The following is a 21347-nucleotide window of genomic DNA, read 5'->3' as shown; positions in this document are numbered from 1 at the left end:
GCCCCTATGTTCGCCAACGAAAACATGGCTGCCTGCGGCGCTCTGGCATGGGTGGGGTGTTTTTTTGCGCTGATTCAGGCTCTCTTCGGGGTGCGAAATGCAAGGCCGGCCGCCGGTAGCCTTTTTCATTTTTCTCGTCAGTCGCTGACGTACCGCTGGGCTAAGAGCCTACATGACCACTGCTTTACCTGAACAATGTCAGTTACCATCAAAACATCACCGAAACAGGGCCTGGTTGCTGCGGCGCCGCCCTCCGAAAAACCCCCAGAAACAAGGTTCATGTCCACGATGTCAGACTCTTCCCCGTCCACCTCCGCACCAGCGGTTGCCGATTCGGCGTTGATGCGCGAAGTCGCCGAGCTGGTCGTTTCCGCGCTCAACCTGGAAACCGCCGCTGTCGACATTCAGCCCGACGATCCGCTGTACGGTGACGGCCTGGGTCTTGATTCGATCGACATCCTCGAGATCGCGCTGGTCGTCTCCAAACGTTATGGCCTGCAACTGCGCGCGGACCACGAAGACAACACCGTCATCTTCCAGTCGCTGCGCAGCCTGAGCAATCACATCGCGCTGCAAAGAACAAAGTGAACCCCGGCTTGACGGCAAATCTGCTGCGTGGCATCCGCTGGGCAGCCATTGCCGGCTTTTGCATCGCTTATGCGGTGTTGTCGCATTTCGCTTCAGCCGATCCGAATCCCGACCTGCTGGACGCCTCCGTCGCCATGGCCACGCCACTGGCGCTGGGCGCGGTGCTGGCCTGGCGCTCGCCCCAGCGGTTCTGGATGCTGTTGCTGTGTCTGGCCGTCTGCGCCGCCCTGTACGCTTCGCGCCAGTGGCTGATTCAGCACTTCAACTGGGTGTTCCTGCTGCAGCACGCCGGCATGCAGGGCCTGCTGGGCCTGGCCTTCGGCCGCAGCCTGCGCGCTGGGCAGGTGCCTATGGTGTCGCGTTTTGCGGCCGTGGTCCATGGCAGCCTGTCGCCTGCGCTCGAACGGTATACCCGTCAGGTGACCTGGGCCTGGACGCTTTATTTTTCGCTCATGACCAGCCTGTCGCTACTGCTTTTCTGGCTGGCGCCGGTGGCCGTCTGGTCAGTATTTGCCAATCTGCTGAACCTGCCCCTGCTGATCCTGATGTTCGCCGCAGAGTATGGCGTACGCATCCTCCTGCTTCCGGCGTCCGACCGATCCGGGCCGCTGGAGGCGATACGCGCCTGGCGGCAGACCCAATCGGGCGCCGCACCGCCGCCAACCTGAAACGCCATGTCAGTCACCCATTTTGCCCTTGTTTCTCATGATCGCAGCGACGATGTCGTGGCTTGGCGCTATGGCGAAAGCATCACTGTGCGCCGCTACCTGGCCGACGTGCGACACCTGGCTGCGGCACTGCCGCCCGGCCAGCACATGCTCAACGCCTGTAGCGACCGCTACCATTTCGCCGTCGGTCTGGGGGCCGCCCTGCTGACGGGGAAAATCAGCTTGCTGCCGCCCACCCACACGCCGGAAATGATCCGCCAGTTGCAAGCGTTGGCTCCTGATGTGTTTTGCCTGGCCGACGCGCCCCACGCTATCGACCTCCCCGAATTTGTATACCAGGATGCGTTCGCTACAGCCCATGCCGATGCGGACACCACTGGAGCCAGTGACGTCCCTCTGATACCGGGTAACCAGCCTGTGGCCGACGTCTTCACCTCGGGATCTACCGGGCTGCCGCAGCCGCACCGCAAAACCTGGGGTTCGCTGGTTCACAGCGCGCGGGCCGAAGCGATGCGCCTGGGGCTGGAGCCCGGCAAACGCCGGCCTTACAGCGCCGTGGGCACCGTTCCGCCGCAGCACATGTTTGGCTTTGAATCGACCGTGCTGTTGCCGCTGCAAAGCGGCGCGGCCATTCACGCCGGTCAGCCCTTCTACCCGGCGGACATCGTTAGCGCGCTGCAGTCCGTTCCCCGGCCACGTGTGCTGGTGACCACACCGGTGCATTTGCGGGTGCTGCTGGCGTCCGGCGTTGAACTGCCGGCCCTGGACCTGGTGGTGTCGGCAACCGCGCCCATGCCGCCCGCCCTGGCTCAAAGTTGTGAATCACGTTTCGCCGCCCCTCTGTTCGAGATTTATGGCTCCACCGAAACCGGGCAGATTGCATCGCGCCGTAGCGCGCAGACCGACCAGTGGGAGCTGTTTCCACTGGTCACCCTCACGCCTCACGACGACCGCATGTGGGCCTGCGGCGGCCATGTTCATCAGGTCATGCCCATGAACGATGTAATCGAGCCTGTCGACGCTCACCACTTCTTCCTGCACGGGCGGCTGAGCGACCTCATCAATATTGCCGGCAAGCGCAATTCGCTGGACTACCTGAACCACCAGTTGCTCAGTATCGAAGGGGTGCAGGATGGCTCTTTTTTCATGCCTGACGACAGTGATCACAACGCCGTTGTGCGCCTGATGGCTTTTGCGGTGGCGCCGGGGATGACCCAGGCGGCGTTGCATGCAGCGCTGAAAAAGCGCATTGACTCCACCTTCCTGCCGCGCCCTCTGGTGCTGCTCGACGTCCTGCCGCGCAACAGCACCGGCAAACTGCCGCGTGAAGTGCTGCAATCCCTGGCCCACGCGCACCAGAAAGGCCATCCACATGCAGGGTGAGACCAGCCTGAGCTTTGCAGCCGACCACCCGGCTTTTGCCGGCCACTTTCCAGGCCGGGCCATCGTGCCGGGCGTGCTGCTGCTCGACGCGGCCGTGCACGCGGTGCAGCAGGCCCTGGCGGCCAGCGGCGGTGGCGTTACCGCTTGCCAGGTCAACTCGGCAAAGTTCCTCAGCCCGGTGTCGCCGGGTGAGATTCTGAGCCTTTCATGGAGCGACACGGGCAAGGGGCAGGTCCGGTTTGGCATCAACGGCCCCGGCCGCCAGGTGGCGGGCGGGGTCCTCGTTTTCGGCAGCACGGCATGAGCGAGGTCACCAACAAAAGGCCTGCACAGGCCAGCTGGCGGCAGCGGCCGGAACGCAGCAACATGTTGATGCTGCGGGTCATGACCTGGATATCGCTACGTCTGGGCCGTGCTGCGGGGCGCTGTGTGCTGTACGGTATCGCTGCCTATTTTTTGCTGGCCAACGCCGCAGCGCGCCGCGCGTCCCGCGACTACCTGCAGCGCGCGCTGGATCAGCCTCGCGTCGGATGGCGGCATGTGTTCCGGCACTTCTTCAGTTTTGCCTCCTGCGTCCACGACCGGGTTTACCTGATCAACGATCGCTTCAATCAGTTCGACATCCACATCCACCAGGAGCACCTGATCACGAATCTGACGGCCGACAGGAAAGGGGTCTTCCTGATGGGCGCACACATGGGCAGTTTTGAAGTGCTGCGCTCCATCGGGCGGCGCAGGCCCGGGATGCGCGTGGCCATGGTGATGTTTGAGGACAACGCCCGCAAGATCAATGCAGCACTCGGTGCGATCAATCCTGCGGCACAGCAGGACATCGTGGCACTGGGCCATGCCGACTCCATGCTCAAGGTGCATGAACTGATAGAAGGCGGAAGCGTGGTCGGCATGCTGGCCGACCGTTGCCTGAACCACGACAGCACCCGGTCGGTTCCATTTTTGGGAGAGTCCGCCGAGTTCCCGGTGGGCCCCTTCCGCATGGCGGCCATCCTGCGGCGGCCAGTTCTGTTCATGGTCGGGTTGTACGGTGGCGGCAATCGCTACGATATTCATTTTGAAACGCTGGCGGATTTTTCAACCATCCCGACGGGGGAACGCGAAGTCGCACTGCAGGCCGCGATGGTGCGTTATGCCCAGTTGCTCGAGTCGCATTGCCGCGTCACCCCCTACAACTGGTTCAATTTTTTCAACTTCTGGCAGGCCGCCCCGGCCCGGCCCGAAGCAAGCCCGGTAACACCCTATGGATGACACCCACCGTATGAAATCGCTCCGCTTTTCCGCGCTTGTGGCAGGCGTCGGCCTGTGGCTGGGCCTGATGGCCTCGCCGGTACTGGCCGCCTGGGACGTCACGCAATTGATGCAGGGCCTGGCGCAAAACAAGTCGGGCCGCGCCAACTTCGTTGAGAAGAAATACATCGCGCTGCTCGACAAACCGGTCGAATCCTCGGGTGAACTGCTGTATACCGCACCGGACCGGCTGGAAAAACGCACCCTCAAGCCCAGGCCCGAATCGATGCTGATTGAAAACGGCACACTGACGGTCGAGCGCAACAAGCGCCGCATGACGCTGCGCCTGCAGGACCACCCCGAGCTGGTGGCCTTCACCGAAAGCATACGCGGCACGTTGGCTGGTGACATGGCAGCGCTCAGGCGCATCTACAACCTCGATCTCGAGGGCAGCCAGGAACGCTGGACGCTGATACTGCGACCGGTCGAAACCAAAATGCTCGACGTGGTGCAGCGCATACGCATAGGCGGCAGCCACGCCGAGGTCAAAACCATCGAAATCGAGCAGTCTGACAAGGACCGCTCGGTGATGACGATCACCCCCATGTCCAAATCATGACGGTACGTTGGTTCCGACGGGATGTTTTGCCGGTCTGGCTCTGGCTCGCCTTTTTGCTGGCCTGTAGTGCCATCATCAGTCGGACCCAGTTCACCACAGACCTGTCGGCCTTTCTTCCGCGCACGCCCACCGCCGAGCAGCAGTTGCTGATGGACCAGCTGAAGGACGGCCTGGCCTCGCGCCTGATCCTGGTGGGCATCGAGGGCGCCGACGCACCTGCGCGCGCGCGCCTGTCCAAACAGGTTGCACGGATCCTGCGCGTCGACCCGGCTTTTGTCACCGTGAACAATGGCGAACCGGTGAACAAGGAGCGCGACCAGGCTTTCCTTTTCAACAACCGCTATTTGCTGAGCCCCGCAGTGACCCCCGAACGCTTCAACACCGAAGGCCTGCACAGCGCACTCGCGGAAAGCATAGACCTTCTGGCCTCACCCGCCGGGTTACTCGTCAAGTCCCTGCTGCCGCGCGACCCGAGCGGCGAAATGGTGCAACTGCTTGATCAACTGGGCAGCGCCAGCCAGCCTCCGATGATGGACGGCGCCTGGGCCTCGCGTGATGGCGCGCGCGCGCTGCTATTGGTACAGACACGCGCGTCCGGCTCCGACACCGATGCCCAGGAAAACGCCATGGCAGCCATCCGGCAGGCATTCAACACGGGTAGCGCGCAAAGCCCCGACGCGAAGCTGGTGATGACCGGTCCCGGCGTGTTTTCGGTTACCTCTCGGGAAACCATCAAAAGCCAGGTCAGCCGACTGTCTATCATCAGCTTTCTGATCATTGCGACCATCCTACTGCTGGCTTACCGGTCTTTCAGCGCACTCGCGCTGGGCATGTTGCCGGTCATCAGCGGCGTTGTGGCGGGCATCGCAGCGGTCAGCCTCGGCTTTGGGACGGTGCACGGCATTACTCTCGGATTCGGCACAGCGCTGATCGGCGAGGCGGTGGATTATTCCATCTATCTGTTCGTCCAATCGGAGCAGGGCAGCACCGATCAGCAGAGCTGGGTTCAGCGCTTCTGGCCAACCATCCGGCTGGGCGTGCTGACATCCATCGCCGGCTTTTCGTCGCTGCTGCTATCAGGTTTTCCAGGACTGGCGCAGCTTGGCCTGTATGCGATCACCGGCCTGCTCGCTGCGGCCGCCATGACACGTTTTGTCCTTCCGCATATGCTGCCCGCCGGGTTCCGCATCCATGACGTGACCGGCATTGGGCGCGTGTTGAGCCGGCTGGTTCGTCGCGCAAGCGCACTGCGCTGGCCGGCTGCCGTCATCGTGCTGGCAGCCTGCGCGGTCCTGGCCGTCAAGCATGACCGTCTGCTGAATGAAAAAATCTCGGCCCTGAGCCCTGTTTCCCAGGCCGATGTGGCGCTTGACGAACGCCTGCGTACCGACATGGGCGCGCCGGACGTGCGCTACCTGGTGGTGGTTTCCGGCAGCAGCAGGGAAGCCGTCCTGCACACTGCAGGACAGGTGTCCAGCGTGCTCCAAACCCAGGTGGACCAGGGCCGGCTCGCCGGTTTCGAGAGCCCCAGCCGCTACCTGCCCAGCCAGGCCACCCAACAAGCCCGCCAGTCCAGCCTGCCTGCCACCGCGCTGTTGCAGGCGCGCCTGGCGCAGGCCGTCGAGGGGCTGCCGGTGCGTGCGCAGCTGTTCGCACCTTTTCTGGCTGATGTGGAAGCCACCCGCAACGGGCCTTTGTTGCAGCCTGGCGACCTGGCGCAGACATCGATGGCCATGGCCGTGGATGCGTTGCTGCTGCAGCAGGCGCGCGGCTGGACTGCCCTGCTGCCGCTCAGGGCGCCTGAAGGTGGCGACATCAACGCCGGCGAGCTTCGCGCCGCGCTGGGAGTCACCGGTTTGCCCGATGTGCTATTTGTGGACATGAAGGCAGAATCCGACAGCCTGTATTCGGGTTACCTCAATGAAGTCGCCCTTCTCTCCCTGGGAGGTCTGGCTGTCATCATTGGCTTGCTGTTGCTCGTTTTCCGCTCACCCGTGCGTGTTCTGCGCATCACCCTACCGCTGGCCGCGGCGGTCGTCACGGTGACGGCAGGCCTGGCCCTCCTCGGCCAGCAACTGATCATTCTTCACCTGGTGGGCCTGCTGTTGGTGGTTGCGGTGGGCTCAAACTACGCCCTGTTTTTTGATCGACCCGACCCGCATTCCCCGATTGCACCGCGCACGCTGGCTTCCATGCTTTTTGCCAATCTGACAACCGTCGCAGGCTTCGGTTTGCTGGCATTCTCCAATGTATCCATCCTGCAAGCTCTGGGAGTGACCGTGGCGCCGGGTGTCATCCTGGCGCTGGTATACGCGGCCATTTTTGCGAAACCGTCCCATGCCTGATTCATCCTGGCGGCTGCCCCCATTGATCCGTGCGTCCATCGTGCTGCACGGGCTGGCGCTGGCCCTTGTGCTGGCGCAACCCGGGCTCTGGCCCTGGGCACTGGGCGCAGTGGTCCTCAACCACGGACTGGTGGCCGCAGTCGGCCTGTGGCCGCGCAGCCACTGGCTGGGGCCGAACTGGACGGGGCTGCCCGCAGCGGCCGCCGCCCGAAACGAAATCGCCCTGACCATCGACGACGGGCCTGATCCGCTCGTCACGCCGCAGGTGCTCGACCTGCTGGACCGTTACGGCGCCCGCGCCACTTTTTTCTGCATCGGCGTCAAAGCAGCTCGTTATCCGGATCTTTGCCGGGAAATCGTGCGCCGCGGCCATGCGGTTGAAAATCACAGCCAGCATCACCGCCACCATTTTTCAGTCATGGGCCCGCGCGGCATGACGCGGGAGCTCCAGGCCGCGCAAGACACCCTGGCAGCGATCACCGGCCAGCGGCCGCAGTTTTTTCGAGCGCCTGCAGGCCTGCGCAACCCCTTTCTCGACATGGTGCTCACGCGGCTCGGGTTGCGCCTGGCGAGCTGGTCGGCACGTGGCTTTGACACCCGGGTCGGCGATGCGGCGCAAGTCGCAGCCAGATTGCTGCACGACCTGAAGGCCGGCGCCATCCTGCTGCTGCATGACGGCAACGCCGCCAGGACCGACGCCGGCGTGCCGGTCATCCTCGAAGTTTTGCCCATGGTTCTCGAATCCGCTGCGGCCGCCCACTTGCGGCCCGTCACCCTGTCCCAGGCTCTCGCATGAACACACCCCTGCATCAGAAAAGCCTGTCCTGGTACCGCCAAGCTGCACGGCTTGTGCCCCAGGACCTGGTCCTGAAAAGTATTGGCATACCGGTTTTTATTGCTGTTTTTTTTGCCGCTTACTTCTACGTCCTCAAAAATCCTGCCTATCCCGTCACCGTGATGCCGCTCACATGGCTGGACCGATGGATCAGTTTTCAACCCATGGCGCTGCCCCTGTATGTCTCGCTGTGGGTGTATGTGTCTCTGCCACCCGCGTTGCTGGCCAACCGGCGTGAACTATATATCTACGCCCTGGCCATGGCTGGCACCTGCCTGACCGGCTTGATCATCTTTTACTTCTGGCCCACGACCGTTCCAGTGCCCAATATCGACTGGGCCCTGTACCCAGGCATGGACTTCCTCAAGAACATGGATGCTTCAGGCAATGCCTGCCCGTCCCTGCATGTCGCCACCGCTGCTTTCTCGGGGTTCTGGATGCATCAACTGCTGCGCCGCTTTGGCGCCCCGCTGTGGGTCTGCCTGTTCAACCTGCTATGGTGCATCGGCATCGTTTACTCCACCGTTGCGACCCGTCAGCATGTGGCCGTCGACATGTGGGCCGGGTCAGCGCTGGGCGCGTTCGCCGCGTGGTGGTCCTGGCGCCACTTACAAGGTGCCGAAACCCGCCAGGACAGGTTTTCCACCGCACTCTGACCCATGTTCGGTAAAAATCATCACATCCACATCTTCCATCTGGCCGAGCTTCATCTGGCCACATTGCCCGCGACCCAGTCATGAATCCCACGCCTTCGGCCTTCATCAAAAACCTCATCTCCCTGGCAGCCGCGCCCTACAAGCCGGTTGGTCTCTACACCTGGATGTTCGCTCGAGGCAAGCTCGGCGGCGACCCGGTGTTTGTCCATTTGCTGGCCGCCGGCCTGCTGGCCGGCCGTTCACGCATCCTGGACATCGGCTGCGGCCAGGGTTTGCTGACTTCCTGGCTGCTCGCCGCGAAAACCTGTGCCGCACGCGGCCAGTGGCCGACCGCCTGGCTGCCCGCGCCTTCAGTGTCCAACGTGCGCGGTGTTGAGCTGATGGCCCACGATGTCGAACGGGCAAAACGTGCCCTGGCCAGCGCCGTCCAGGGAGGACATGCCCAATTCCTGCAGGCAGACATGTGCCGCACCGAATTCGACCAAGCCGACGCAGTGGTGATTCTGGATGTGCTCCACTACGTTCCGGTCGCCGCGCAGGATGAAGTGTTGCATCGTGTGCGCCGGTCGCTGGCGCCCGGTGGTCTGCTGTTGCTGCGGGTGGGCGATGCCGCTGCCGGTTTGCCTTTTTCCATCAGCAACTGGGTGGACCATGTGGTGACGACCTTGCGCGGCCATCGCCTGGGAACGCTGCACTGCCGCACCATCGGGGAGTGGAAAACAGTGTTGCAAAAACTGGGTTTCGCGGTTGAGGCCAGATCCATGAGCCAGGGCACCCCTTTTGCCAATGTGCTGCTGGTGGCACGCCTGCCCGCCGCCTGAGCGGCCAATTACTCGTATGCCAGCATGAATTCATCACCCAGCTTCCCTACAGGCACTGTGCGCCCCCTCCTGCTTTCCCACTTCACCGCAACAAGCTGTATCGGGCAGGGCCTGCAGCCGACGCTGGCAGCGCTGCGGGCTGAGCGCAGCGGACTCAAGCGCTGCGACTTCGATTCCGTTGATCTGGCCACCTGGACTGGCACCGTGGAAGGCGTGGACAACGAGGTGTTGCCCGCGGCGCTGCAAGCCTACGATTGCCGCAACAACCGCCTGGCCCAGCTCGGCCTTCGGCAAGACCACTTTGGCGAAGCCGTGCGGGCCCTGGCTTCGCGCGTCGGGCGCAAGCGCATCGGGGTGTTCCTCGGTACCAGCACCTCAGGCATCCTGCAGACTGAGATCGCCTACCGCCAGCTCGATCCCGCAACCGGCCAACTTCCGGCTGGTTTCAGGTATGCCGAAACCCACAATCCTTTTTCCGTCACATCCTTTGTGCGCCATTTTTTCCAGCTGGAAGGTCCAGCCATGACGGTGTCCTCGGCCTGCTCTTCCAGCGCCAAGGTGTTTGCGTCGGCGCAGCGCATGATGGCCGCCGGCTTGATTGATGCCGCCCTGGTGGGTGGCGTGGACTCGCTGTGCCTGACCACCCTGTATGGGTTCAATTCCCTGGACCTGCTCTCAAGCCAGCCCTGCCAACCCTTTGACGCAGCGCGCAAGGGGATATCGATTGGCGAGGGAGCCGCTTTTGTGCTGCTTGAAAAGCTGCCTGAAAGCCTGGATGCAGATGCGATCCTGCTGCGCGGGATCGGCGAGTCCAGCGATGCCCACCACATGTCGTCGCCGCACCCCGAGGGCCTGGGCGCCATCGCCGCCATGCGCCATGCGCTCGCCAGCGCGGGGCTGCAGCCCGGACAGATCGACTACATCAACCTGCACGGTACGGCCACGCCATCGAATGACGCCACCGAAGGCAAGGCCGTGGCCTCGGTGTTTGGCAAGCACGCGCTGCCCGGCAGCTCCACCAAGGGCGCCACCGGCCACACCCTGGGTGCAGCCGGCGGCCTGGAAGCCGTCATCAGTGCCCTGGCCCTGCAGCAGGGCTTCATGCCGGCTGGCGTCAACACGCACACCGTGGACCCTGACTTGCCGGTGAACTACCTGCTGCACAACCGCGAGCAGGCGCCGCAGCACGTGCTGAGCAACTCCTTTGGTTTCGGCGGCACCAACTGCAGCCTTGTTCTCGCCCGCGCGAGTTAGAGACAGGAAGCACCAATGACCGCCAACAACACTTCGGCCCTCACGGTATTTGTGGAAGGCATCGGCCTGGTGGGCCCTGGCCTGTCCAACTGGGAAGACGGCCGGGACAAACTGCGGGGCCAGTCGCCTTATGTGTCTGCGGCCACCGTGCTGCAGTCTCCCATGTCCCTGCCCGCCGCCGAACGTCGCCGTGCCGGCGCCGTCATCAAGGTGTCGCTGGCGGTTGGCCATGAGGCCGTGAACGCTGCCGGGATGCAGGCGGCCGACCTGCCATCGGTGTTTACCTCTTCCAGCGGTGACGGCGTGAACTGCCATGACATCTGCTCGACGCTGGCTTCAAGCGACCGGTTGATCTCGCCGACCCGCTTCCACAACTCGGTGCACAACGCCGCCTCAGGTTACTGGAGCATTTCGACCGGGGCAACACCGACCTCGTCAGTACTGTGCGCCCACGACGGAAGTTTTTCAGCGGGACTGCTGGAAGCCATCGCCCAAGCCACTGTGGACAACACCGCTGTGCTGCTGGTGGCCTATGACACTCACTACCCCGAGCCGCTGTACAGCAAACGACCGGTGTCCGACACGCTGGGCGTCGCGCTGGTGCTGAGTCCACAGCGCAGCGAACGCAGCCTGGCACGCCTCACGCTGTCGGCTGCCGACTGCCTGACCGACGCACCGGTTGACGTGCTGACCGATCCCGCACTGGAATTCCTGCGCCACACCATCCCCGCTGCGCGCGCCCTGCCCTTGTTGCAACGCATCGCCGTGCAGCAAACCACCACGGTGGTACTAGACTATCTGGACGCCATGAGACTGGCCGTGGACGTTGCAAGGCCATGACGCCACTGCGCACACTGAACCGCGACGAGATTGCGTGCCGCATCCCGCACCAAGGCAACATGTGCCTGCTGGACGGGGTCACGGCCTGGGACGACAGGCAAATCCAGTGCGTGACCACCAGCCACCAGTCCCCCGCCAACCCTTTGCGCGCGCAAGGCCGGCTGGGCGCGGCCTGCGGCGTCGAATACGCGGCGCAAGCCATGGCGGTACATGGCGCACTGGTGGGCGAAAGCATGTCCGGCGTGGACGCAGCCACGGCCCCGCGCGCCGGCTATCTGGCCAGCATTCGCAGCGTGAGCCTGCATGTCGACCGGCTGGACACAGTTTCTGCGCCCTTGCTGATCAGCGCCGAACGCATCACCGGTGACGACAATACCGTGCTGTACAGCTTTTCCGTGACGGCCGGCGACACAGCGCTGCTCAGCGGGCGGGCAGTGGTGGTGCTGGACGCCTCGGCACTCGCATTGCCCTCCGGCACGCCCGTCTGAACCCTTGCCCTCAGGAGAACGTCCATGACCACTGCTTCAAAACGCGCCCTTGTCACTGGAGGCAGCGGCGGCATCGGTTCAGCCATCTGCAGGCGGCTTGCGGCCGACGGCTACAGCGTCATCGTCCATGCCAACGGCAACCTGGACAAGGCGCAGGTAGTGGTGGCAGACATCGCCGCGCTGGGCGGCCAAGCCCAAGCTGTGGCCTTCGACGTGACCGACGCGCCAGCGACAGCGGCAGCGCTTGAAGCCTTGCTGGAGGACGGCCCCATCCAGGTGCTGGTCAACAACGCCGGCATTCACGACGATGCGGTGTTTCCGGGCATGCAGCTGGCCCAGTGGCAACGCGTGCTCGATGTATCGCTCAACGGCTTCTTCCACGTCACCCAGCCACTGACCATGCCGATGATCCGGACCCGTTGGGGCCGCATCATCACCATCACCTCGGTCGCTGCCGTGGCCGGCAACCGCGGGCAGGTCAACTATTCGGCTGCCAAAGGCGCATTGCACGCGGCCACCAAATCACTGGCGCTTGAAGTGGCCAGCCGCGGCATCACCGTCAATGCCGTGGCGCCGGGCATCATCGACACCGCCATGACCCAGGATGCCTTCAGCAAGGACGTCATTGATCGCATGGTGCCGATGAAGCGGGCCGGCACCGCCGAAGAGGTGGCAGACCTGGTTGGGTTTCTGGCCTCGGAACGCTCGGCCTACATCAGCGGCCAGGTCATTTCCATCAACGGCGGCATGATCTGAGCGGATCTGAGCGGATCTGAGCGGATCCGGGCAGTTGTCTGATTGACTCGCGGGTCGAAAGGCGCGAAGCTGGGTTATCCACTCCCGGAAGGATTCTTGAACCCGTGTTGGGCGTTTGCCCCCTCCGCACCTGCCGCTTTGTCCCTGGTCCCTTGTCCCTTGTCCCCTTTCCCCTTCACCCGTCCCAGGCGTCTGCCTGCTCCCGTCATCTTGCCGACGCTCCCGTCCCGGTCTTGGCCCGTCACATGGCGCACCTGTTGAAAGAAATTCCCCATGAAAAGTTCCGCCCCCATCCCTGCGGCGCACGCACCGCACGGCCCGCTGACCGACTACTACCAGACCGAACAAGACCGCCAAGCCTATTTGCGCAAGATTTTTGACGACACTGCGGCGGACTACGACCGCATTGAGGCCATGCTGGCATGGGGCACAGGCTCACGCTATCGGCGCCAGGCCCTGATCCGCGGCGGTTTGAAGGCGGGTATGCGGGTCATCGATGTCGGTGTGGGCACGGGACTGGTTGCTGCGCAAGCCTGCCTTCTGGCCGGTGATCCTGCTCTGGTGACGGGGGTCGACCCCAGCCCCGGCATGATGGCCGCCAGCAAATTGCCCAAGACCATGGTACTGACGGAAGGCCGGGCCGAATCATTGCCCTTTCCGGACAACCATTTTGATTTCCTGAGCATGGGGTACGCGCTTCGGCACATCAGTGACCTTGGGGTGGCATTTGCCGAGTTTCAGCGCGTATTGAAGCCCGGCGGCCGCCTGTGCATCCTGGAAATCACGCAGGCCAAAAGCGCCCCGGGGCGGTGGCTGCTCAAGACCTACATGCGCAGCGTGATACCGCTGCTGACACGACTGGTTTCCCGGCAGAAGGACACCGCAACCATTTGGCGCTATTACTGGGACAGCATTGAAGCCTGCGTTCCCCCGGAGCAGGTGATGGCCACCCTGAGCGCGGCCGGGCTGGTGCAGGTCAGGCAACACCTCGAAGTAGGTGTGTTTTCCGAATACCAGGCGATCAAACCAGGCTGAGACCTGTGGCAGTGACCGGCCCACAGCCGGCGCCTCCCGGCGTCGTTCTGGATTCATCTGCCGCCGGACAGCCGCCGCGCCAGCAACACCGGCAGACGTAGCACAAACCCCAGAAACAGGCGCGAGTGCATCCAGCTCAGTAGCAGGTTGTCACGCAGGTAGTTGAAGTGCGACACGCCGCCCTCATCGGCACGGAAGTATTTGACGGTGGCCGGAACATTGACCGGTTTGACGCCCAGCCAGCACATGCGCACCACCGCTTCGGGATCGAAATCGAAGCGTCGCATCCAGCGTTGGCCGTGCATCACACGTCGCAGGGGTTCAATCGGGTACACGCGAAAACCGAACAGCGAGTCGCCAATGCCGGCCCACAGGGTTTCCAGGTTGGCCCAACCGTTGGACACCTTGCGGCCGTTGACGCGCAAGCGCGGCGCGTCCGCAGCAAATACCGGGACACCGAGCACCATCGCAGCAGGTTCCGCGCTGGACCTGGCCATGAAGTCGGGAATCAGTTGCGCCGGATGCTGTCCATCGGAGTCCATGGTCAGCACATGCGTGAAACCCTGGGCCGCGGCCCGGTCGATACCGTGCAGCACAGCAGCGCCCTTGCCCACGTTTTTCGGCAGCACGATGACATGCAGGCCGGGGTCCTGCGCGGCCATGGCCTGCAGGCCGGCGGCACTGTCGTCGGTGCTGCCGTCTACCACGACCCAGACCGGCGTCCACTGCGCGCGTGCAGAGCGCACGGTGTCGTAGACCTTGGGACCGGGGTTGTAGCTGGGAATCAGGACGAGATGGGAAAGCGAGGCGCTGGGGGAAGGGCTGGGTGAAGAGACGGTCATCGGCATCAACGAGGGGGAGTCAGGACCTGCGGCTCAGGCCGGTGGCGCCTTGACAGGAAAATCCGGCAACTGCGCATGCGCAAGTTCAGACTGGAAGTAATGTTCAAGTTCGCAGACGAATTGTGCCGTATTACGCGGCGGGTCGAAGCGCTTGCCCAGCCGCACCCGGTAGGTGATCGGCATCTTCGGCGTCCATAACAAGGACCAGCCTTTGCCAAGAAAACCCGAATCCGTTTCAATGAAGACCGTCTGCACGGGCACGCCCGCCTTCTTCGCAATCAGCCCGGTGGTCCCCTGCAGGGCGCCCACCGGAAAGCGCGTGGTCCGCGTTCCCTCAGGGAACAGCAGGAGATGGCTGCCCCGGTCCAGATCGCTCACGCCCAGTTGCACCATGGTACGCAGCGGCGTATTGCGAATATACCCAGCCAGCCGGGCGCCGGCGCCGAAGAAAACGCTGTTGACCAGTTCCGCTTTCATGATGCAGGCCGCATTGGGCAGGCGCGACAAAATCATCAAGGCGTCGAGCAGGCAGGGATGGTTGGGCGCGATCACCATAGCGGGGCCCTCCCTGAGCACATCGAGTTCAGACAGATCAAACCGGCAGGCGCCCATGCGTGTCAGAAAGTGAAGATAGGCGCGCGTGGTGTGGGTCACCAGCCGGCGGCCCAGGCGCTTGCTCATCGCGCGCGGCAGCAGCGCGCGCATCGGGAAGGCCAGCAAGGTCACACCCAGGCAGAGCAGGCCGAGTACCAGATAGCCCAGGTGCATGCGCAGACTCTCATGCAGGCGAGTGGGCCTGACATGAATCTTCAGGGGATCCTCCAAGAGGACGTGCGGCTTGTAGTCCATGACTCAGCGCACCATTGACGCACCATGGATGGCCGCCTCAGGCTTGTCCACCGTATCCACGACACGAATATTGGCCTTGCGCAGGCGCATGGCCCGCCAGGATCGCTTGAAATTCGCCGCGGAAGCGATGTAGAAAATGCCCTTGAGCATCGCCAGCGAACGCCAGATCGGCGTCTTGCCGAAGATGTCGCCGGCGAGCATGGACAAGAGGGCTTCCTTGACGCGCCATACATTGCTGGGCGCCATGAACATGTCGCGCATGGTCGGGTTGGTCACCCGGTAGATAAACCACGAAAACTCCTTCGGGCCCTTGCGCACCTGACGGTCAAAATGTGCCAGCGCTGACGCAGCTTTGGCCGGCTCGCTCAGGCAGGTATCCACCGTCTCGGCACCGACAAAGCCGCCCTGCATGGCCAGCATCACGCCCGACGAAAACACCGGGTCAATGAAAGTGAAGGCGTCGCCGATCATGACGTAGCCGGGACCGTGCGTGCGCTCGCAGGCATAGGAAAAGTTGCCGGTGGCTTCCACGTCCGACGACAGCGTGGCATGGGCCAGGCGTTCACTGAGCGCCGGGCACATGGCGATGGTGTCGAGGAAAAAGTCCTTTACCGGTTTACTGCGGCTCTTCAGGTAATGCGGCCAGACCACGGCACCCACGCTGGTGAAGCCGTCGGTCAGCGGAATGAACCAGAACCAGCCGTGGTCGAACCAGAAAATCGTGATGTTGCCCTCGGCCTGGCCAGGGTGGCGCGTGGCGCCGGTGAAGTGGCCGTACAGCGCCGAGCTGTTGTGTTTGGGGTTGCGCCGCTTCATGTCGAACTGCTTGCCCAGCACGGTGTCGCGCCCCGAGGCGTCAATCACAAAACGTGCACGCCAGCTCGCGTTGCTGCCGTCGTCGTGTTGCGCCTGCACCGTGGCGCTGCCGCCATCACGCGCGAACTCCACGCCCTTGACACGGCAGCCCTCAATCACCTCGGCGCCGAGCCGGCTCGCATTGCGGATCAGGATCTCGTCGAATTCGGAGCGCCGCACCTGGTAGGAAAAGGGCATGGACTTGTCCCAGGCATCGGCAAATGCGAAAGTCTGGCTTTTGGCCTCATGCCAGGGCGATACAAATTCAGCGCCCCACTTTTCCATGCCGATGGCCTTGACGGCGTCGGCCACCCCGAGCTTTTCCAGCAGCGCCAAATTGGCGGGAAGCAGCGACTCACCAATGTGAAAGCGCGGGTGATGCTCTTTTTCAAGCACCACCACCTTGTGCCCGCGCTGCGCCAGCAGGGCGCTGGCAGTGGCGCCGGCAGGGCCACCACCTATGACCAGCACATCACACTCGGTCAGTGCTGCGCTGGAAGGGGCGGGCGAATGGAACTCCTCGGTCATGACAGATCCCTGGTTGGCATTTTCTTTGGGCTGAACGCCTTTTTGTGCGGTAGCGTCCTTGAGTTTAGCGGGGGTGGACGAAATATCTGTAGTGAAATATCCCTTTACACAGCTCTGTTTGTGTGCGCGCCACGCCGCCCGCCCGGCTGCGCCGGCGCAAGTGCTATTATTTTGCCCGGTCATGCTGTTGCGCCGCCTCGCCCGCGCCTGGATCCCAGCCTGCCCTTGCCTCGCACCAAGCTCCCGTGAACCTTTCCCAATCCGCCCCCCTGCCGGAAATCACCGATACCGCCCCCGCTGCGGGCGGAAAACACACGCCCATGATGGTCCAGTATCTGGGGCTGAAGGCCGACTACCCGGACACGCTGTTGCTGTACCGCATGGGTGACTTCTATGAGCTGTTTTATGCCGATGCCGAAAAGGCCGCGCGCCTGCTCGACATCACGCTGACGCGGCGCGGCCAGTCGGCCGGCGAGCCGGTGGTCATGGCCGGTGTGCCCTTTCACTCACTCGAAGGCTATCTGGCCAAACTGATCAAGCTCGGCGAGTCGGTGGCCATCTGCGAGCAGGTCGGCGACGTGGCCACCGCCAAGGGGCCGGTCGAACGCAAGGTCGTACGCGTCGTCACCCCCGGCACTCTGACCGATACTGAGCTGCTCAATGACAAGAACGAATCGATTTTGCTGGCGGTACACCAGGGCATGCGCAACAGCTGCGGCCTGGCCTGGCTCAGCGTCACCCAGGGCGAGATCCACCTGGCGCACTGTGCAAATGACGAGATCGAGGCCTGGATCGCGCGGATTGGACCCAGCGAGCTGCTGTACAACGTCGAGGTTACGCCCGCCTTTGAACAGCGCCTGAAAACCCAGCGCTGCGCCGTCAGCGCCCGCCCGGCCTGGCAGTTCGATGCTGCACTCGGCGCGCGCCGCCTGCTGGCGCAGTTGCAGGTCGCGTCACTCGCCGCATGGAACGCCGACGCCTTGCCCGACGCCCATGCCGCTGCTTCGGCCTTGCTCGGGTACGCCGAACACACCCAGGGCCGTACCCTGCCGCATGTGCACAGCCTGCAAGTGGTGCGATCCGGCGAACTGATCGAGCTGCCGCAGACCACGCGCCGCAACCTGGAGCTCACGCAAAACCTGCGCGGCGAGGATTCGCCCACGCTGTTTTCGCTGATTGACACCTGCATCACCGGCATGGGCAGCCGCGCCCTCAAGAGCTGGCTGCTCAGCCCGCGCCGCGACCGCAACCAGGCGCAGGCGCGGCTGGACGCTGTCACCGCCCTGCGCGGCGGCCTGCATCACACGCTGCGCGCGGGGCTGCGCGGCAGCAGCGACGTCGAGCGCATCACCGCGCGCATTGCCCTGCGCCAGGTGCGCCCGCGCGAACTCGTCGCGCTGCGCCAGACGCTACAAAAAACAGAGCAGCTTGCACCCGTCCAGCAAGGGCTAGCGGCACTTTTGACCACTGTTTTCGACGATCTGCAGGCGCCCCCGAACTGTGCGGCCCTGCTCGGCCGCTACCTGCTCGACGAGCCCGCCGCGCTGATCCGCGACGGCGGCGTGATCAACCACGGCTGCGATGCCGACCTCGACGAGCTGCGCGCGATCCAGACCAACTGCGATGGCTTTCTGCTCGAGCTCGAAGGCCGCGAACGCGCCCGCACCGGCATCACCAACCTGCGGGTGCAGTTCAACAAGGTGCATGGTTTCTACATCGAGGTCACGCAGGGCCAGGCCAGCAAGGTGCCTGAGGATTACCGGCGCCGCCAGACCCTGAAAAACGCCGAGCGCTACATCACACCCGAACTCAAGGCCTTTGAGGACAAGGCCCTGTCGGCGCAGGAGCGCGCGCTGGCCCGCGAAAAATGGCTGTACGAACAACTGCTCGACCAGCTGCAGCGCTTCGTGCCGGCATTGAGCCGGATGGCGCGCGCACTGGCCAGCCTGGACGCACTGTGTGGACTGGCCGAACGCTCACTCACCCTGAACTGGGCCGCGCCGGTGTTTGCGAAGGAGCCCTGCATTGACATCCGCGAAGGCCGGCACCCGGTGGTCGAGGCACGCTTGGGTGAAACCGGCGGCGGCGCCTTCATCGCCAACGATTGCGACCTGGGCGGAAAAAGCCGCATGCAGATCATCACCGGCCCCAACATGGGCGGTAAATCGACCTATATGCGTCAGGTCGCGATCATCGTGCTGCTGGCCAGTGTAGGCTCGTATGTGCCGGCCAGCGCCTGCCGGCTCGGTCCCATCGATGCCATCCTGACCCGCATAGGCGCGGCCGACGACGTTGCCAATGCGCAGTCCACCTTCATGCTGGAGATGCTGGAAGCCGCGCAAATCCTGCACGCCGCCACACCCCATTCGCTGGTGTTGATGGACGAAATCGGGCGGGGCACCTCGACCTTCGACGGCTTGGCGCTGGCCGGCGGCATCGCCGCCCATTTGCACAACAAGACCCAGGCCTTCACGCTGTTTGCCACGCATTATTTCGAGCTGACCGAGTTTCCGGCGCGCCACCATGCCGCGGTCAACGTGCACGTCAGCGCGGTCGAGTCCGGCGCCGACATTGTCTTTTTGCACCACATCGAGCCGGGACCGGCCAGCAAGAGTTACGGCATCGCTGTGGCCAAGCTCGCCGGCGTGCCGGCCGGGGTGGTCAACCACGCCCGCCACGCGCTGGCCGCCCTGGAAACCCAGCAGGACGCCACCCGCGCCCAGGTCGACCTGTTTGCCCCACCGCCCGAGCGGCCTGCCGCCGAACCCAGCGCCGTGGAAAAAGCGCTACACGGCATCGACCCCGACGCCTTGAGCCCACGCGAAGCCCTCGACACCCTTTATCAACTTAAAAAGCTTTCCGCTGCGGATTGACCTACCATCGCTTCCATGACTTATTGCGTCGCCATCAAACTTAACGCCGGCCTGGTGTTTCTCTCGGACTCCCGGACCAACGCCGGGCTGGACCAGATCAGCACCTTCCGCAAGATGATCATTTATGAAAAGCCGAAAGACCGCTTCATGGTGCTGCTGTCGGCTGGCAATCTGTCGATCTCGCAAACCGTGCGTGAAATCCTGCAGGTTGAGCAGCTCAAGGATCCTGGCGGCGGCCCGCCTATCACGATCTGGAACGCCAAAAGCATGTTCGACGCAGCACGTGTGCTGGGTGCGGCCATCCGCCGTGTGTATGAGCGTGACGCCGAAGACCTCAAACATGCCGGCGTGGACTTCAACGTCTCGCTGATTTTCGGCGGGCAGATCCGCGGCGAAGGCATGCGTCTGTTCCAGGTGTATTCGGCCGGCAACTTCATCGAAGCCACCCCCGAGACGCCTTACTTCCAGGTCGGCGAATCCAAATACGGAAAACCGGTGCTGGACCGCGTGATCACACCCGACACGCCGCTGGACGAGGCTGCCAAGTGCGCGCTGGTATCCATGGACTCCACGCTCAAGTCCAACCTGTCGGTCGGTTTGCCGCTGGACCTGGTGGTCTACGAGGCCGATGCACTGAAAAGCGACAAGGTGGTGTGTATCGACCATGAGAACCCCTATTTCCGCATGCTGCACAACAACTGGGGCAAGAAGCTGCGCGAGGTCTTTGACAGCATCGAGGACCCGATGTGGACCGGCGGGGAAACCCAGGTGCCGCTGCTAACGCCGCTGACGCGCAACCAGCCGCTCAGAAAAATCACTTCCCCCGAAGAAAAACTCATTTAGTGCCCGTCGCATCCAAACCTCTCATCGTTTTTTCCCACGGCAACAGCTTTCCCGCCAGCACCTACGGCGTACTGTTCCAGAGCCTGAAGGCACGCGGCTTTCAGGTGCGGGCGATTGAAAAGTTCGGCCACGACCCGCGCTACCCGGTGACCAGCAACTGGCCGCATCTGGTGCAGCAACTGGCTGACTTCAGCGCTGACGCGGTGGTGAAAACCGGCGAGCCCGTGTTTCTGGTCGGCCACTCGCTGGGCGGGTTTTTGAGCCTGATGTGTGCGGCGCGCAACCCGGAGCTGGGCGGCCAACCAGTGCGCGGCGTGCTGCTGATCGATTCACCCATCCTGGGCGGCTGGCGTGCAGCCGCACTCAGCGTGGCCAAACGCGCTCAGCTGGTGGGCTCGATCTCGCCCGGCGCCGTCAGCCGCAAGCGCAGGCACCAGTGGCTGGGCCAGACCGAGGTGCTGGCGCATTTCCGCAGCAAGAAAGCGTTTGCACAGTGGGACGAACAGGTGTTGCTGGACTACATCGAATACGGGACCCACGATGCGCAGGGCGAAGGTGACAACCAGCGCATGCTCAGTTTTGACCGTGATGTCGAAACCGCGATCTACAACACCTTGCCGCACAACCTCGAAGGGTTGCTCAAGCGCCATCCTCTCAAATGTCCGGTGGCTTTTATCGGCGGGCGTCAGTCGGCCGAAATGAAACAGGTCGGCATGGCCATGACTGAAAAAGTCACCAAAGGCCGCATCATGATGCTCGACGGCAGCCACCTGTTCCCCATGGAGAAACCGGTGGTCACCGCAGCGGCCATCGAGGCCTCGCTGCGCAACATGATGGGTTGAGCCGGCTGGATTTGTCATTGCGGGCAGAGCCTGTCCCGCCCGTGTATGCCACGGACAGCAGGACCTGAGTCCCCACTCCCTCCCCTAGCGCCTCCCTTGCCCCGCTGGGCGATGGAGGGGGACCTCATTTGGCCGCGTGCGCTGCGACCGCGTGCAAACATGACCGTTCGTTGGGATTCCCGTCC

Annotated in this window: 22 protein-coding genes; 19 read left to right on the top strand and 3 right to left on the bottom strand. The window is 63.5% G+C overall.

Going from position 1 to position 21347, the window contains the following annotated elements; translation table 11 throughout:
• The 16 genes from H0W47_RS14445 to H0W47_RS14370 all read left to right on the top strand — a co-directional run.
• The coding region (locus H0W47_RS14445; protein WP_296925587.1) for a hypothetical protein at nt 1-192 on the top strand (192 nt) is incomplete at its 5' end.
• 96 nt (nt 193-288) lie between these two features.
• Complete coding sequence (locus tag H0W47_RS14440; RefSeq protein WP_296925593.1) at nt 289-588, top strand: phosphopantetheine-binding protein; 300 nt, start codon at nt 289-291, stop codon at nt 586-588.
• Nucleotides 589-596: 8 nt separating this feature from the next.
• Nucleotides 597-1256, top strand: a complete 660-nt coding sequence (locus H0W47_RS14435; RefSeq protein WP_296925585.1) for a hypothetical protein — start codon at nt 597-599, stop codon at nt 1254-1256.
• Between the two features lie 6 nt (nt 1257-1262).
• On the top strand, nt 1263-2639 hold the full coding sequence (locus H0W47_RS14430; protein WP_296925584.1) for an AMP-binding protein: 1377 nt from the start codon (nt 1263-1265) through the stop codon (nt 2637-2639).
• Nucleotides 2629-2943 carry a MaoC/PaaZ C-terminal domain-containing protein gene (locus H0W47_RS14425; protein WP_296925583.1) on the top strand — a complete coding sequence of 105 codons (315 nt, stop codon included), beginning with the start codon at nt 2629-2631 and terminating at the stop codon, nt 2941-2943. Before H0W47_RS14430 ends, H0W47_RS14425 begins: the two co-directional genes overlap by 11 nt.
• Nucleotides 2940-3902 carry an acyl-CoA synthetase gene (locus tag H0W47_RS14420; RefSeq protein ID WP_296925582.1) on the top strand — a complete coding sequence of 321 codons (963 nt, stop codon included), beginning with the start codon at nt 2940-2942 and terminating at the stop codon, nt 3900-3902. Before H0W47_RS14425 ends, H0W47_RS14420 begins: the two co-directional genes overlap by 4 nt.
• A complete protein-coding gene (locus tag H0W47_RS14415; RefSeq protein ID WP_296925581.1) occupies nt 3895-4500 on the top strand; it encodes a LolA-related protein in 606 nt (201 codons plus the stop codon). Before H0W47_RS14420 ends, H0W47_RS14415 begins: the two co-directional genes overlap by 8 nt.
• Entirely contained in the window at nt 4497-6845 is a 2349-nt protein-coding gene (locus H0W47_RS14410) for an MMPL family transporter (protein WP_296925580.1), read from the top strand. The genes H0W47_RS14415 and H0W47_RS14410 overlap by 4 nt, the downstream gene beginning before the upstream one ends.
• Complete coding sequence (locus H0W47_RS14405) at nt 6838-7641, top strand: polysaccharide deacetylase family protein (protein WP_296925579.1); 804 nt, start codon at nt 6838-6840, stop codon at nt 7639-7641. Before H0W47_RS14410 ends, H0W47_RS14405 begins: the two co-directional genes overlap by 8 nt.
• Nucleotides 7638-8336: a phosphatase PAP2 family protein gene (locus H0W47_RS14400; RefSeq protein ID WP_296925578.1), complete on the top strand. Its 699-nt coding sequence runs from the start codon at nt 7638-7640 to the stop codon at nt 8334-8336. Before H0W47_RS14405 ends, H0W47_RS14400 begins: the two co-directional genes overlap by 4 nt.
• Nucleotides 8337-8416: 80 nt before the next feature.
• Nucleotides 8417-9157 (top strand): cyclopropane-fatty-acyl-phospholipid synthase family protein, encoded by a 741-nt coding sequence (locus H0W47_RS14395; RefSeq protein ID WP_296925577.1) that lies wholly within the window; start codon nt 8417-8419, stop codon nt 9155-9157.
• A 57-nt stretch (nt 9158-9214) separates the two neighbouring features.
• Entirely contained in the window at nt 9215-10411 is a 1197-nt protein-coding gene (locus H0W47_RS14390; protein WP_296925591.1) for a beta-ketoacyl-[acyl-carrier-protein] synthase family protein, read from the top strand.
• 15 nt (nt 10412-10426) lie between these two features.
• A complete protein-coding gene (locus H0W47_RS14385) occupies nt 10427-11251 on the top strand; it encodes a beta-ketoacyl synthase chain length factor (RefSeq protein WP_296925576.1) in 825 nt (274 codons plus the stop codon).
• A complete protein-coding gene (locus H0W47_RS14380) occupies nt 11248-11739 on the top strand; it encodes a 3-hydroxylacyl-ACP dehydratase (RefSeq protein ID WP_296925575.1) in 492 nt (163 codons plus the stop codon). Before H0W47_RS14385 ends, H0W47_RS14380 begins: the two co-directional genes overlap by 4 nt.
• A gap of 24 nt (nt 11740-11763) precedes the next feature.
• Nucleotides 11764-12495, top strand: a complete 732-nt coding sequence (gene fabG / locus H0W47_RS14375; RefSeq protein WP_296925574.1) for a 3-oxoacyl-ACP reductase FabG — start codon at nt 11764-11766, stop codon at nt 12493-12495.
• A 273-nt stretch (nt 12496-12768) separates the two neighbouring features.
• Nucleotides 12769-13530 carry a class I SAM-dependent methyltransferase gene (locus H0W47_RS14370; RefSeq protein WP_296925573.1) on the top strand — a complete coding sequence of 254 codons (762 nt, stop codon included), beginning with the start codon at nt 12769-12771 and terminating at the stop codon, nt 13528-13530.
• Between the two features lie 53 nt (nt 13531-13583).
• Here H0W47_RS14370 and H0W47_RS14365 read toward each other — a convergent pair whose 3' ends face one another.
• The 3 genes from H0W47_RS14365 to H0W47_RS14355 form a co-directional block, all read right to left on the bottom strand.
• Nucleotides 13584-14372, bottom strand: coding sequence for a glycosyltransferase family 2 protein (locus tag H0W47_RS14365; RefSeq protein WP_296925572.1), 789 nt, complete (start codon nt 14370-14372; stop codon nt 13584-13586).
• A 33-nt stretch (nt 14373-14405) separates the two neighbouring features.
• Complete coding sequence (locus tag H0W47_RS14360) at nt 14406-15140, bottom strand: 1-acyl-sn-glycerol-3-phosphate acyltransferase (protein WP_296925570.1); 735 nt, start codon at nt 15138-15140, stop codon at nt 14406-14408.
• Nucleotides 15141-15224: 84 nt separating this feature from the next.
• Entirely contained in the window at nt 15225-16604 is a 1380-nt protein-coding gene (locus tag H0W47_RS14355) for an NAD(P)/FAD-dependent oxidoreductase (RefSeq protein WP_296925568.1), read from the bottom strand.
• A 320-nt stretch (nt 16605-16924) separates the two neighbouring features.
• Between H0W47_RS14355 and mutS the strand changes: the two genes are divergently transcribed.
• The 3 genes from mutS to H0W47_RS14340 are packed head-to-tail and all read left to right on the top strand — an operon-like array spanning nt 16925 to nt 21162.
• Nucleotides 16925-19477 (top strand): DNA mismatch repair protein MutS, encoded by a 2553-nt coding sequence (gene mutS, locus H0W47_RS14350; RefSeq protein ID WP_296925589.1) that lies wholly within the window; start codon nt 16925-16927, stop codon nt 19475-19477.
• Nucleotides 19478-19492: 15 nt separating this feature from the next.
• Nucleotides 19493-20320, top strand: coding sequence for a proteasome-type protease (locus H0W47_RS14345; protein ID WP_296925566.1), 828 nt, complete (start codon nt 19493-19495; stop codon nt 20318-20320).
• Nucleotides 20320-21162 carry an alpha/beta hydrolase gene (locus tag H0W47_RS14340; protein ID WP_296925564.1) on the top strand — a complete coding sequence of 281 codons (843 nt, stop codon included), beginning with the start codon at nt 20320-20322 and terminating at the stop codon, nt 21160-21162. Before H0W47_RS14345 ends, H0W47_RS14340 begins: the two co-directional genes overlap by 1 nt.
• The last annotated feature ends 185 nt before the right edge of the window (nt 21163-21347 follow it).

The organism is Polaromonas sp., from assembly GCF_013817205.1.
In the GTDB taxonomy this organism is placed as follows: Bacteria; Pseudomonadota; Gammaproteobacteria; order Burkholderiales; family Burkholderiaceae_C; genus Polaromonas.
This window is presented reverse-complemented; position numbering and strand designations above follow the sequence as displayed.